This is a genomic window from Roseobacter sp. (assembly GCF_039970775.1).
GTDB lineage: Bacteria > Pseudomonadota > Alphaproteobacteria > Rhodobacterales > Rhodobacteraceae > Roseobacter.
In genome coordinates, this window is the sequence record NZ_JBDVLG010000009.1 from 102,523 (window position 1) to 115,631 (window position 13,109).

At 59.3% G+C, this 13,109-nt stretch carries 16 protein-coding genes; 3 read left to right on the forward strand and 13 right to left on the reverse strand.

Going from position 1 to position 13,109, the window contains the following annotated elements; genetic code table 11:
* Position 1: 1 nt before the first annotated feature.
* The 4 genes from betC to ABJH13_RS01895 form a co-directional block, all read right to left on the reverse strand.
* A complete protein-coding gene (gene betC / locus ABJH13_RS01880) occupies positions 2-1,510 on the reverse strand; it encodes a choline-sulfatase (RefSeq protein WP_348404519.1) in 1,509 nt (502 codons plus the stop codon).
* Complete coding sequence (gene betI, locus ABJH13_RS01885; protein ID WP_348404520.1) at positions 1,507-2,082, reverse strand: transcriptional regulator BetI; 576 nt, start codon at positions 2,080-2,082, stop codon at positions 1,507-1,509. The genes betC and betI overlap by 4 nt, the downstream gene beginning before the upstream one ends.
* Positions 2,083-2,156: 74 nt before the next feature.
* On the reverse strand, positions 2,157-3,062 hold the full coding sequence (locus tag ABJH13_RS01890) for a DMT family transporter (RefSeq protein ID WP_348404521.1): 906 nt from the start codon (positions 3,060-3,062) through the stop codon (positions 2,157-2,159).
* Between the two features lie 39 nt (positions 3,063-3,101).
* Positions 3,102-3,701 (reverse strand): LysE/ArgO family amino acid transporter, encoded by a 600-nt coding sequence (locus ABJH13_RS01895; RefSeq protein WP_348404522.1) that lies wholly within the window; start codon positions 3,699-3,701, stop codon positions 3,102-3,104.
* 90 nt (positions 3,702-3,791) lie between these two features.
* Between ABJH13_RS01895 and ABJH13_RS01900 the strand changes: the two genes are divergently transcribed.
* Together ABJH13_RS01900 and ABJH13_RS01905 are read left to right on the forward strand one after the other, a co-directional pair.
* Positions 3,792-4,694, forward strand: a complete 903-nt coding sequence (locus ABJH13_RS01900) for a LysR family transcriptional regulator ArgP (protein ID WP_348404536.1) — start codon at positions 3,792-3,794, stop codon at positions 4,692-4,694.
* A 91-nt stretch (positions 4,695-4,785) separates the two neighbouring features.
* The gene (locus ABJH13_RS01905; RefSeq protein ID WP_348404523.1) at positions 4,786-5,043 is read left to right on the forward strand and encodes a hypothetical protein; all 258 of its coding nucleotides are present in this window, start codon (positions 4,786-4,788) and stop codon (positions 5,041-5,043) included.
* Positions 5,044-5,120: 77 nt separating this feature from the next.
* Here ABJH13_RS01905 and ABJH13_RS01910 read toward each other — a convergent pair whose 3' ends face one another.
* From ABJH13_RS01910 to ABJH13_RS01925, 4 genes are all read right to left on the reverse strand, one after another.
* On the reverse strand, positions 5,121-5,861 hold the full coding sequence (locus ABJH13_RS01910) for a YebC/PmpR family DNA-binding transcriptional regulator (protein ID WP_348404524.1): 741 nt from the start codon (positions 5,859-5,861) through the stop codon (positions 5,121-5,123).
* Between the two features lie 72 nt (positions 5,862-5,933).
* A complete protein-coding gene (locus tag ABJH13_RS01915) occupies positions 5,934-6,203 on the reverse strand; it encodes a hypothetical protein (protein WP_348404525.1) in 270 nt (89 codons plus the stop codon).
* Positions 6,200-6,604 carry a hypothetical protein gene (locus ABJH13_RS01920; RefSeq protein WP_348404526.1) on the reverse strand — a complete coding sequence of 135 codons (405 nt, stop codon included), beginning with the start codon at positions 6,602-6,604 and terminating at the stop codon, positions 6,200-6,202. Before ABJH13_RS01920 ends, ABJH13_RS01915 begins: the two co-directional genes overlap by 4 nt.
* 81 nt (positions 6,605-6,685) lie before the next feature.
* On the reverse strand, positions 6,686-7,192 hold the full coding sequence (locus ABJH13_RS01925; protein WP_348404527.1) for a hypothetical protein: 507 nt from the start codon (positions 7,190-7,192) through the stop codon (positions 6,686-6,688).
* A gap of 54 nt (positions 7,193-7,246) precedes the next feature.
* Between ABJH13_RS01925 and ABJH13_RS01930 the strand changes: the two genes are divergently transcribed.
* On the forward strand, positions 7,247-9,022 hold the full coding sequence (locus ABJH13_RS01930; protein ID WP_348404528.1) for an SLC13 family permease: 1,776 nt from the start codon (positions 7,247-7,249) through the stop codon (positions 9,020-9,022).
* Between the two features lie 94 nt (positions 9,023-9,116).
* Here the strand turns inward: ABJH13_RS01930 and ABJH13_RS01935 are convergent, their stop codons facing one another.
* The 5 genes from ABJH13_RS01935 to ABJH13_RS01955 all read right to left on the reverse strand — a co-directional run.
* On the reverse strand, positions 9,117-9,269 hold the full coding sequence (locus ABJH13_RS01935) for a hypothetical protein (RefSeq protein WP_348404529.1): 153 nt from the start codon (positions 9,267-9,269) through the stop codon (positions 9,117-9,119).
* A gap of 131 nt (positions 9,270-9,400) precedes the next feature.
* Positions 9,401-11,179, reverse strand: a complete 1,779-nt coding sequence (locus ABJH13_RS01940; RefSeq protein WP_348404537.1) for an SLC13 family permease — start codon at positions 11,177-11,179, stop codon at positions 9,401-9,403.
* A 146-nt stretch (positions 11,180-11,325) separates the two neighbouring features.
* Positions 11,326-12,138 carry a TIGR00282 family metallophosphoesterase gene (locus tag ABJH13_RS01945; protein ID WP_348404530.1) on the reverse strand — a complete coding sequence of 271 codons (813 nt, stop codon included), beginning with the start codon at positions 12,136-12,138 and terminating at the stop codon, positions 11,326-11,328.
* A 234-nt stretch (positions 12,139-12,372) separates the two neighbouring features.
* Positions 12,373-12,933 carry a 5-formyltetrahydrofolate cyclo-ligase gene (locus ABJH13_RS01950; RefSeq protein WP_348404531.1) on the reverse strand — a complete coding sequence of 187 codons (561 nt, stop codon included), beginning with the start codon at positions 12,931-12,933 and terminating at the stop codon, positions 12,373-12,375.
* Positions 12,930-13,109 (reverse strand): magnesium transporter (locus tag ABJH13_RS01955; RefSeq protein ID WP_348404532.1); only part of this gene is annotated, 180 nt, incomplete at its 5' end. The genes ABJH13_RS01950 and ABJH13_RS01955, both read right to left, overlap by 4 nt.

Consider the following 13,109-nt stretch of genomic DNA (forward strand, 5'->3'; position numbering starts at 1 on the left):
TTCAGGTCTTGCGCGGCGCACGTTTGGCGTGTTCCAGCACGTTCAGATCCATGTGATTGCGCATGTATTGATCAGAGGCATCACGCAGCGGTTGGTGGTCCCACGGGTAGTAGCCGCCCTGCCGCAACGCATCATATACCACCAGACGGCGGGCCTGGCTTTTGCGAACATCCGCATCCAAGGCGGCCAGATCCCATCGGGCTTCGGATTTGGCTTGCAGCTGGGTCAGCGTGCCTTGATGGGCGGCAACATCCGCGAGATTATTGAGCTCGTGCGGGTCGGCTTCTAGGTCAAAAAGCTGGTCGGGGTCCAACGCACAGCGGTTGTATTTCCATTTTCCGTACCGCAATGATACCATCGGGGCATAGCTGGCCTCGGCTGCGTATTCCATGGCGACGGGTTCGGTGCGCTCCACGCCTTGTCCCATCGGGACCAAGGACTGGCCCGTCGTCCATTCGGCGATATCGTCCATCGGCACGCCCGCCAGATCACACAGTGTGGGGCAGACGTCGATGTTTGAAACAGCTGTGGTTTGCAAACCCGGTGCCATCTGTGGTGCCGCGATCATCAGGGGTACGCGCGACGCCCCCTCAAAGAACGACATCTTGAACCAAAGACCCCGTTCGCCCAACATATCACCGTGATCAGACACAAAGAGAATGATCGCCTCTTGCTGGGTATCTTGCAAAGTTTGCAATATTTCCCCAACCTTATCATCAAGGTAGCTTATATTTGCAAAGTACGCCTGGCGGGAATTGCGAATATTTTCTTCTGAAATATCGAAATTGCGCCAGTCATTGGCGTCGAATATGCGTTGGCTGTGCGGGTCTTGATCTGCGTAGTCAAAGGCAGGCACCTGCGGCAAAAGATGCGCGCAGTCATCGTAGAGATCCCAGTACTTTTGCCGCGCGACATAGGGATCATGCGGGTGGGTAAAGCTAACCGTCAGGCACCACGGGCGCGCGTCTGCACCACGAGCCAAATCATAGATCTTGCGGGTCGCATTATAGGCGACCTCGTCGTCATATTCCATCTGGTTGCTGGTCTCGGCCACGCCGGCGCCGGTGACCGACCCCATATTATGATACCACCATTCGATGCGCTCACCGGGCTTGCGGTAGTCAGGTGTCCAGCCAAAATCGGCGGGGTAGATATCGGTGGTCAGACGGTCTTCGAACCCATGCAATTGATCGGGGCCGACAAAATGCATCTTGCCGGACAGGCACGTCTGGTACCCTGCGCGGCGCAGATGATGCGCATAGGTGGGGATCGACGATGCAAATTCGGCCGCATTGTCATACACACCAGTGGCCGACGGCAATTGCCCCGACATAAACGCCGCCCGCCCCGGCGCGCACAAAGGCGACGCCGTATACGCATTGCGAAACCGGGTAGAGCGCGCCGCGAGCTTTTTCAGATTGGGCGCGTGCAACCAATCCGCAGGCCCATCGGGAAACAGGGTGCCGTTGAGTTGATCTACCATCAGGACCAGAATGTTCGGGCGGGTCATGGCCGGTGTTCCAGCAGAACGTCCAACATGTCCAATGTCATCTGGCGCGCGGCATCCGGGCTTTGCGACCGCGACAGGGCTGCGCGCAGGTAAAGCCCGTCGATCAGCGCCGCCAACGTTTCTGCATGCGCGTGTGGATGCACAGTCAGCGGGCCCAACGCATGGCTAAAATTGGATTTCAGGCGGCGTTGATAAATCGTCAGCAGACGCAACATTTTGGGGTTGGCTTGGGCCTGACCGTATAGGGTCATCCACGCCCCGACCGTTTTGGGTGAAAAACAAGTGGGCGAAAAGCTCGCCTCGATCAGGGCGATAGCACGGTCTTTGGGGCCGGTGGCCGCGGCCAAACCGTGGCGTACTTCGCGGCCAAAGTCGCGCAAGATCTGCCCCATCGCGGCCAGTAGGATCTGGTCTTTGCCGCCAAAATAGTGATGCGCCAGCGCCGTCGACATGCCCGCCCGTTTGGCGATCTGGCCCACGGTCACGTCAAGCGATCCTTTCAGGGACAGCTCTATGATGGTGGCCTCTACCAGCGCGGTGCGGCGGATCGGCTCCATTCCTATTTTTGGCATGCGTCGCAATCCCATTCATCCGGCATTGAGCCAGATATGGGATTTTTTATTGATCCGTCAATCAATAAAAACAATCATCCCTTGGGGGCATGCACCATCGGGGTTGTTTCACCGCGTTTCAGGGCGGCCTCGCGAAGTGTGATAAACACAATCGACGCCAGAATGGTTAGACCGCCGACAACCACCCAGATATCAATCGCTTCGTCGAACACGATATAGCCCAACAACACCGCCCAGATCAGTTGCGCAAAGGTCACCGGCTGCGTCACCGTCAGGGGGGCTGCGGCAAAAGCGAGCGTCATGGTGAAATGCCCCGCCGTGGCAAAACACGCGACGCCAAACAACACCGCCAATTCGCCCAACGTCGGCGTGACCCAGTTGGCCAGCGCAAAGGGGGCCAGTGTGATCGTCACAAAGATCGACAGCATAGCGACCACCACCGCTGGTTTTACCTCGTCCGCCATGATCTTGGCCGTCAGATACGACCCACCAAAGGCCACCGCCGTAAACAACATGGCGATATGGCCGCTGCCGACCTCACGAAACCCCGGCCGCAAGATCAAGAACGCCCCCAGCAATGCCACCAAAATCGCTGCAATCCGGCGCACGGCCAGCCGCTCGCCCAAAAACAGCGCCGCGCCGATGGTCACGTAAATCGGAGCGAGATAATTCATCGCAGTGACATCCGCGATCGGGATGCGCGCCATGGCGTAGAACCACAGGATCACCCCCAGCCCGTGCATAAAACCGCGCAGACCGAACAGTTTCCATTGGCGTGGTGTCAGATGCGCGCGGCGCAGCGCGCCAACGGCTGGGATCAAAAACACCAAGCCCAATATATAGCGCAAAAAGGCCGATTCGGCGGGCGGCACACGGGTGCCCATGGATTTCACCAATGCAGTGACGGCGATAAAACATAGGCCTGTGGCCAACATCCAAAAGATGCCGACGACCGGGCGATGGGGGGTCTGGGTAGCCATACCGCATACACACCGCGTTTTGCCGCCCGCCGCAAGGGGCTAGACCAACAATAATCCTGCCGCGATGGCCCACATGGTTGCCGCGATCAGCGCATCCAGCACGCGCCAACTGGTCGGACGCGCAAACAGCGGCGCCAAAAGGCGCGCGCCGTATCCCAGCGCAAAGAAGAACGTCACACTGGACAAGACCGCGCCTGTCCCAAACAGCAGCCGGTTGTCATATTGCGCCGATATCGACCCAAGCAGCACCACCGTATCCAGATACACATGCGGGTTCAGCCACGTGATCGCCTGTAGGGTCAACAGCGTCGGCAGCAGCCCTTTTTGCACGGCACCTTGGGCCGCAAGCACCTGACCGCCGACCCACGCAGATCGCGCGCTGCGCCACCCGTACCACACCAAAAACACCGCGCCGCCGTACCGCATCGCGGTTTCGAACCATGGCAGATGTTCGGCCAAACGGCCAAACCCGGCGACGCCCCCCGCGATCAAGATCGCATCCGATACGCCGCATGTCAGGCACACCCAGAACACGTGCTCGCCGCGCAAACCCTGCCGCAACACAAAGGCGTTCTGCGCCCCGATCGCCACGATAAGCGACAGGCCAAGCGCAAACCCCGGTAAGAATGTATCGATCATGTGCGTGCTCCTGCAATGGACATCACGTTGACTAAAAGGCGCAGGCACATTACTCAAATTAATAGTATTGCGGCTAGTTAAGGATTGCTAATCTTGATAGATCCAAATCAGCTCGCCGCCCTTTCGGCAATCGTGCGCCATGGCAGCTTTGAAGCGGCAGCAGCGCATTTGGGGGTGACGCCCTCTGCGATTTCTCAACGCATCAAAGCGCTGGAAGACCGCATGGGCACCGCATTGATCCATCGCGGCCACCCCTGCACCCCAACGGCCCAGGGGATAAAGCTGGCGCGCCATGCCGAAGATGTTGCATTGCTGGAAGCCCACGTATTGCGTGATTTGCTGCCCGATCATGACAGATCGAACCCGCGGGTTCGGATCGCGATCAACGCCGATAGTTTGGCAACGTGGTTTGTGCCGGCCTTGGCCAAGACGACGGGGATGATGTTTGATCTGGTGATCGACGACCAAGACACCTCGGCCGATTGGCTGTTGCGGGGCGCGGTCAGTGCCGCCGTGACGGGGCAAGCGCTGCCTGTCTCGGGGTGCAATTGTACCCGCCTTGGCGCGCAACGCTACATCGCAATGGCCAGCCCGGCCTTTTATGACACTTGGTTTGCCGATGGCGTGACACCTCAAACCTTGGCGGCAGCACCGATGATGACCTTCAACGAAAAGGATTCGTTACAGCACCGCTGGATCACGCAACAAACGGGTCTCAGGTTAACACCGCCCACACATCAGCTGCCCTCGACACATGCGTTTGTTGATGCCGCCCTCGCGGGACTGGGATGGGGGATGAACCCCCTGCCCCTGGTTCACGACCACCTGATGCGCGGAACCTTGCGCGCGCTGATCCCAGAAACCCCTTTAGATGTAGCGCTTTACTGGCAAACGAGCCGCCTGATGATTTCAGCTCTTGCGCCACTAACCCAAGAGGTCATACACACCGCCGATGCGCGCCTCGTCAAAGAGCATCACGCAACCGTGCAATAGAAACATTCTATCACGGAAATCTTATTCGAGGTCATTGGCGTATACGCTTTCGTTTCCCATATACTAAGGGAGTAACAAGGATACATTTAAAATGCTGAACAGTTTGCACAGTCTGGATTTATCGGCGCAAGAAATCGAACTCATCGAGTCGGCGCTTCACACACAGCAAAAGATTCTCACCGTCCAAAGCGAGGCGGGCGGCAGCGGCGCGCACAAGCGTCTCACGGACCACAAGCAGCTGATCAAACGCATCAGCCGCAGCCGATTGCGCAAGCACACCGGGTTTATCCAAAGTTGGGTATCGGCCGTGCGCATGATGTTTTGCACGCACTGTAATCAGCCGCGCTAAACGCACACGCCTGACGTGATGACACCGCCGCCCTCGTATCCGGGGCGGCGGTGTCATTTTCTAAACAGGGTCGTTGATCAGAGCTGCGACATCACATCGTCAGACGCTTCGAAATTCGTCGTGACACGTTGGACGTCATCGTCATCTTCTAACGCATCCACCAACCGCATCAGCTTTTGCATGCTTTCTAGATCCATGTCGGTGGTCGTTGTCGGGCGCCAGACCAATTTGGTGCTGTCGGATTCGCCCAATTCGGCCTCTAGCCCGGTGGCGACATCATTCAGATCCGTGTCCGCACACCATACGATATGCCCGTCCTCGGTGCTCTCGACGTCTTCTGCACCGGCCTCAATCGCGGCCATCATAACAGTGTCTGCATCCCCAACCGACGCCGGGTAGGTCACCTCGCCCTTCCGGTCGAACATGAACCCAACGGACCCGGTTTCCCCCAGATTGCCGCCGTTCTTGGTGAACGTTGACCGCACGGTAGATGCCGTCCGGTTGCGGTTGTCGGTCATCGCCTCGACGATCACGGCCACACCGTTGGGGCCGTACCCTTCGTAGCGGATTTCTTCGTAGTCATCCCCGTCGCCCGCTTGCGATTTCTTGATCGCGCGGTCGATGTTGTCCTTGGGCATCGACTGGGATTTGGCTTCTTTGACCGCCAAGCGCAAACGCGGGTTTTTATCGGGATCGGGGTCGCCCATTTTGGCAGCCACGGTGATCTCTTTGCTGAACTTCGAAAACAGCTTTGCCCGCACGGCGTCCTGACGCCCCTTGCGGTGCTGGATATTCGCCCATTTTGAGTGTCCGGCCATTGGCGCTCTCCATTCATTCTGCTGAGTTTGGCGTTGTTTATCCGCCCGCGCGCCAACGCTCAACCCCCGTGGCTAACGCGCCGCCATACCCACGACGATCAAAACCACCCGAATGGCCAACCCAAGGGTCAGCGCCGCCAACATATAGTTGGGCATCACCCGCGCGAAATCTTGGTAATAGCGCGCCTCTTCACGTTTTAGCTGCACGGTGGGGGCATCGGCACCTTGTGCCATCAACCGGTCTGCGGCGCGTTCGTGCCACCGCGACCGTAACAAAAAAGAACAGGCCCACAGCGCGGGCCCCATGATCAAGGCGTCAGATACAAGCCCCGCATCAATCACTTTTTGACTGCGTTCAACTCGATCCGGTATCCCAGCGCCTCGGCCAGGGCAAATACCTTCCACAAGGTCGGGCCCGTCTTGGACTGGCCACGTGCCACCCGCGACAATGCCGTGTGGTCAAAACCCGATTGCGCCCCTATTTCGCGCGCGCTGAGGTCCGACCCATTTAGCATCTGCGCAATCACATCCGCCCCCAACGTGCGCGCCAGCTCTTCGCCGGCCGCACGAAACACCGCGTGTTTTTCCGCCGGGTCAAGCGCCTCAAACGCGGCGTCAAACCCTGCCTCGTCCAACGCGGCCACCGACCGGGGCGCGCTTGTCTCTGTGCGCGCGGCTTTGCGGGTGGCGGTCCGCCGGGGCTTTGCGGCACCGGCACCTGCGTTGATCTGGGCATCCGTCATAGGTCACCGTTCGGTTAGGTGGCTGAAAACTGTTGTCTTGCAAAGCAACACCTATGCCAAAACCCCCGCCCTGTCAAGATTTCACCGCGCGCCCCCCTTAGGCTTTGGTAAGGCGCGCACTTTGGCGATCATCTGTTTTGCGGCTGCGGGGTCGGCCAGCGCGCCCAATATGCGGTCACACTCGGTCAAGGCGCCCACAGTCACAAACGCCATCCGCCGGTCGGGGTGTTCTGTGTAAATTACAACGCAGGTCAGCTCGAACCGGCGCGCCCGAAACCGGGCAAAATAGCCCTGTGGGTCGACATCGTTTAACCCTTTAATCCCCTCAAAAGGCGCAATTCTTTCAATGCATTCCAGAAATGCGCCAAATTCAGGCGGCGGGTAGCCCGCTTTGATATGCCGGGCCTCTACCACATGCGTCAGGCGCAGATGATCAGGGCTGCGCCAGCTGTGTTCGACCCCATCAAGGTACCGTTTCAGGCCAAAAATACGCACCTTGGCCTTGGCCGCCGCCCGTGGTGCCAGCTTGGCGGCCTTGTCCAGCGCATCCAAAAATCCGTTAGTGATAATAAAGTTCAAATCAGACATAACCGCAGTTGAGGTAAAACACCTCCCAAACGCAAGAGCGGGGAGCAACCCAGCGTGACGACAGATCAAATCATTCTCTTTACGCTCTTTGGCGCGGTGTTCGGGCTGCTGCTATGGGGGCGGTTCCGCTATGATATCGTTGCGTTTTCGGCGCTGATGGTGGCGGTTGTTGTTGACGTTGTGCCCACCAAAGACGCGTTTTCAGGGTTTGGGCATCCAGCCACTTTGGTGGTCGCCTTGGTGCTGGTGGTCTCTGCGGGGCTTGTGCGGTCGGGTGCGGTGTTTTTGATCACCCGCACGTTGGTCGATGCCTCACGGTCATTGGGCACGCATATCGCATTGATGGGGGCGATCGGTGGGATTTTATCGGCGTTTATGAACAACGTCGCGGCGCTGGCCCTGCTGATGCCCGTCGACATCCAAACCGCCCGCAAGGCCGGACGCCCCGCCGGGCTCAGCCTGATGCCGCTAAGTTTTGCCACCATTTTAGGCGGCATGGCCACGTTGATCGGCACGCCGCCCAACATCATCATCGCCTCTATCCGCGAAGACTCTCTGGGCACGCCCTTTGCCATGTTCGATTTCGCGCCTGTGGGCGGGGTTGCCGCATTGGCAGGGTTGATATTTGTGGCGCTGATTGGCTGGCGTTTGATCCCACAGGTCGATCAAAACGCCACCTCGACCGACGTCGATCTGTCGCAATACATCGCAGAATTGACGGTCCCCGAGGGCAACAAACACATCGGCAAACGTGTGGCCGAACTGTCAGATGCGGCCGACAAAGCCGATGTGGCCATTCTGGGCCTCATCCGCGATGGCACCCGCCGCTACGGGCAGGCGCGCAACACGCAGCTTCGAGCGGACGATGCGCTGGTGCTTGAGGCGACGCCCGATGCGCTCGACGAATTCCGCAGCAGTCTGAATCTGGCCGTGGCCGATGCCAAACGCGAAGACGCCCTGCGCGCCGATGGTGAAGGTGTTGAAATCATTGAGGTTGTCGTGCCGGAAGGTGCGCGCATTCGTGGCAAGACGGCGCAATCGATCGGGCTGTCGTGGCGCCAACGCAGCGTGCTGCTGGGCATATCGCGCCAAGGCAAGCGCATCACCCAACGCCTGCGCAAAACCGAAGTCAAAGCTGGCGATATCCTGCTGCTGTTGGTCCCGCGCGACACCGGCCCTGATGTCACCGACTGGCTGGGCTGCCTGCCGCTGGCAGATCGCGGGCTGGCGGTGACGGAAGACCGCAAGGTTTGGTTGGCGATTGGGTTGTTTGCAGGGGCGGTGATCGCCGCGAGTGTCGGGCTGATCTATCTGCCCATCGCCTTGGGGTTGGTGGTGGTGGCCTATGTCTTGACCAAAATCGTGCCCCTCGGCGAGCTTTACGACCATATCAATTGGCCCGTTGTGGTGCTGCTTGGGTCGATGATCCCGCTGGGCGCGGCGCTGGAAAGCTCTGGCGGGACAGAACTGATCGCGGGGGCATTGTTATCGTGGACCGCCGGATTGCCGGCCTGGGCCGTGCTGACGGTGTTGATGATCGTGACAATGACCCTGTCGGATGTGCTCAACAACACCGCCACAACCATTGTCGCGGCACCCGTCGGCATCCAAATGGCGCACAGCCTAGAGGTGTCGCCTGACCCTTTCCTGATGGCCGTCGCGGTCGCGGCCTCTTCGGCCTTCCTGACGCCGATAGGGCACAAAAACAACACGCTGATCTTGGGCCCCGGCGGGTATAAATTCGGCGATTACTGGCGAATGGGGCTGCCGCTTGAATGTATCGTGGTTGCGGTGTCGATCCCAATGATTCTGATCGTTTGGCCGTTGTAGGGCCCAGACACAAAAAGACCCGTGTCAAAGGTGCTCTTTTCAGAACGTGACGCGGGTCTTGGGAAAATCATGGGGCGTTTAGCCCGTTGGGCGTTTAGCGCCCGTAAACCTGTGCGTAGGCCACATGGTAGGCATCTTCTGGAAACATGCCCAGATCGATCGCCGTCTCGCGCGGCATAAAACGCAGTTCATTGTATGTGCGGTTGAATTCAGCGCGTTTCGCTGCTGCGTTTTTTAGTCGTGTCATAATACTGTTCATCATGCGTTCCTTTCATCAAAATCGAATATCCTGATACCTGCAAAATGATGACTGAACTCTTAATAAACAACGTCCAAAAATGAAAAGCCGATCTGCAATTGCTGCATAGCAGCATTAATTCACAACGGCCAAATCAGCGGGATGATCGCAGAGACCAGCACCGCCATGCTTAGGTTCAGGGGGATGCCCACGCGCATAAAGTCGGTAAATCGGTACCCACCGGGGCCGTACACCAACGTGTTGGTCTGATACCCGATGGGTGTGGCAAACGCGCAGGACGCGGCGATCATCACGACCACCACCAAAGGCCGCGGATCAAGGCCCAAAGCCGTGCCCAGCCCGATTGCCAGTGGGGTCATGATCACCGCAACTGCGTTGTTTGAAACGATCTCGGTCAACGTGGATGTCATGACGAAAACCGTCAGCACAACAACCATCGGCGGCATCGTTGCCAAGGTCGGGGACACCGCATCTACGATCAACGCAATCGCGCCCGAATGCTGCAGCGCGGCACCAATTGAGAGCATCGCAAAGATTAACGCCAGCAACCGCCCGTCAATAAATGAGAACGCCTCATCCGCGTCAATACAGCCCGTCACCAGCACCAAGGCGACCGCCAGAACCGCCAACATCAAGATAGGCGCCACGTTGAACGCAGCCAATGTGACGATCCCCGCAAGCGCCACAATAGCGATGGGTGCATGCCTGCGCCGGAACGCGCGGGCCGTTGGGTGGGACACGTCCACCATATCCATATCGGCCGCCAAACGCTGGATATCTTCGGGGGCCCCTTCCAACAGCAGCGTATCGCCCACCTTGACCACCAGATCGTCCAGCTGCCGCCCGATGTTCTGATTGCGCCGGTGCACCGCCAATTGATACACCCCGTAGCGCCGCCGCAGCCGCATCGCGCCCAGTTTCCGCCCCACCAGCCGGCACCCCGGTGTAATCAGCGCCTCGACCGTGGTGGTTTCAACGGCGGACACCTGATCAACGCGTTTGAGCTCTTTGGTGGCTTGCAGGCTTAGCAGTTCGGTCATTTGTGTACGCAACACGACGCGGTCGCCCACTTGCAACGCCACCCCTTGCAGATTGCGCCGCAACGACGCATCGCCGCGGATCACGTCGATCAGCCGCACACCATCACGTTTGAACAATTGCACGCTCAGGACATCCCGGCCGATCAGGTTTGATTCAGGTGGGATAACGGCTTCGGTAAAGAACTTCATCTTGGACCGGTCCGACAGCATATTGGCCATACTGTCGCGATCCGGCAGCAACCGGCGCCCGAAGACAGACATATACAACAGCCCCCAAACGCAGACCACCAGCCCGATAGGCAGGATCTCGAAGATCGTGAACGGGGCCAGCCCCTGCGCCCGCGCCACCCCATCGACCAGCAGGTTCGTGGAGGTCCCTATCAACGTCAGCGACCCACCCATGATCGCCGCGTAACTCAGTGGGATCAGGAACTTAGACGCTTTGCTCCCCAATGTCTGGCTCAACTGGACAACTACGGGGATCATCACCACAACAACCGGCGTGTTGTTCATGATCGCCGACGCCCCCATGACGGATAGAATCACCCCAGCGACCGCAGCCCGCGGGTGGGTTTTTGCGTATCGTTCCGCCAGTTGGGTCAGCACCTCTAGCGCGCCCGTGCGCACCAACGCACCCATCACGATAAACATCGCAGCGATCGTCCACGGGGCAGGGTTGCTGAGCACCGCAAGCCCCATATCATAGGGCAAAACACCCAAAGCCAGCATCAACGCCGCCCCCGCGATCGCGACAACCTCGGTGGGGTATGTCTCGCGCACAAACAGCACGAACATCACGGCAACCACCCCAAGCGTCAGGAGCGCGGCCACATTTGGCGACAATTCAATCCAAGGGATCAAGGCGTTGCGACCTGCATGTTGTTTCAACCATAGGCAAGTGTGGCGGATTGCTTGAGCAGGGGCAAGCGCCGCTTGGTGGCCGCGCAAGGTCTGACATAGGCGCACAGATCAAAACGTCCGCGCCAGATACCGTAACCTGCCCGTTACGGCGCGGCAGCTTGCAGGGCGCCCCCATCCCGGATCGCAACGATACGGCTGGCTTTGCCTGTCCGGTCATCGGTTTCCACGTAGACGCCCGACAGCGTCGCCTCGCCTGCGGCGGGGGTAAACCGTTCCTTGGGCATGCCGGTGATAAACCGGCGCATCGGTTCGGCCTTGTCCATACCAATGACCGAATTGTAATCGCCGCACATCCCCGCATCGGTCAGGTACCCGGTGCCGCCCGGCAACACCATCGCGTCCGCAGTGGGGACATGGGTGTGCGTGCCAACAACCAAGCTTGCCCGGCCATCACAAAAATGCCCCATGGCCATTTTTTCTGATGTCGCTTCGCAGTGCACATCGATCACGGCGGCAGCCGCCTGCCCGCCTAATGGGTGCGTTTTCAAGACCGGCTCCAGCGCCGAAAACGGATCATCAAAGGGCCGTTTCATGAACACCTGCCCCAGCACCTGCGCCACCAGAACCTTGCGCCCGTTCTTGGCTGTGAACAGCCGTGCGCCCTTACCGGGTGACGTCTTGGAGAAATTCAGCGGCCGGATAACCCGCGGTTCGGCTTCGATGAATTGCAACATGTCCCGTTGATCAAAGGCGTGATCCCCCAAGGTGACGCAATCTGCGCCCGCCTCTAGGATGGTCTTGGCATGCGCCCCCGAAAGCCCCATGCCCGAGGTCGCATTTTCCCCGTTCACCACAATAAAATCGAGCTTCCAAGCCGACCGAAGACGCGGCAGGTTTTCTGAAATCGCCCGCCGTCCGGCGCGGCCCATTACATCGCCTAGGAACATAATTTTCATGATAGATGGGTAGGACGCACATCTGCGAAGGGCAAGAGGGCGCGACAATAATATTAGCGTGTTTTGCCATCTGCACGCTGGTTCCGGTGCGCCACCCGATCACGCAGGCATGTATTTCGCCCGATGTGGATCCGTGAAATCCTCCCTTTAAGCCTGGGCATACCTGCGGCGCGAAACCCTTTATATCATACGTCAAAATAGAGGTTTCCGGCGCGATGCGGGTCGTCGTGACGCCTAACGCAGATCAATCACGCCGGTTTCAGTCGCAATGCAGTCTAGCCGCTGGTCGGTGGCTTCTAACGGCAGCACGTCTGCCTGCTGCGCCGCATAGGCGAACCCCACCGCCAATGTGGCACGGCGCGCGCGCAGCTGTTCGAGCGTGCGGTCGTAGAAACCGCCCCCATACCCCAATCGCCCGCCCTGCGGGTCAAAGGCCACCAACGGTACGATCAGTATCTCTGGCTCGAAAAACACGGGGTTTTCGGGGATACGCACGCCAAAAGCCCCGGCCACCAGCGGCATGTCTGGCTCCCACTGGGCAAAGCGCAACGGCACGCCGGCGTCGGTGATCACGGGGATGCCAACGGGGCCGTGGGCTGCGGCTTCGGCCATGGCGGGTACTGGGTCAATTTCGGTGCGGATCGGCATGTACCCGGCCAACGGCACGCCGCGGTGCCCTGCCAACACGCCCGACAGCACCCCCGCCCCCGTGCCCGGATCGGCGGCATGTGCGGGGGCACGGCGGGCAAATCCATCTGCCCGCGCCGCTGCCTTCATCGCCCCCAGATTGGTCATAGCAACACCGCCGCCGCCAGCCCAAGAAACGCGAAAAACCCGACCACATCCGTGACCGTCGTCACGAAAGCGCCAGAGGCCAGTGCCGGATCAACCCCCATACGGTCCAACACCACAGGGATCACCGTGCCCGCCAACCCCGCGATGACCATATTGATCACCATCGCCATGGCGAT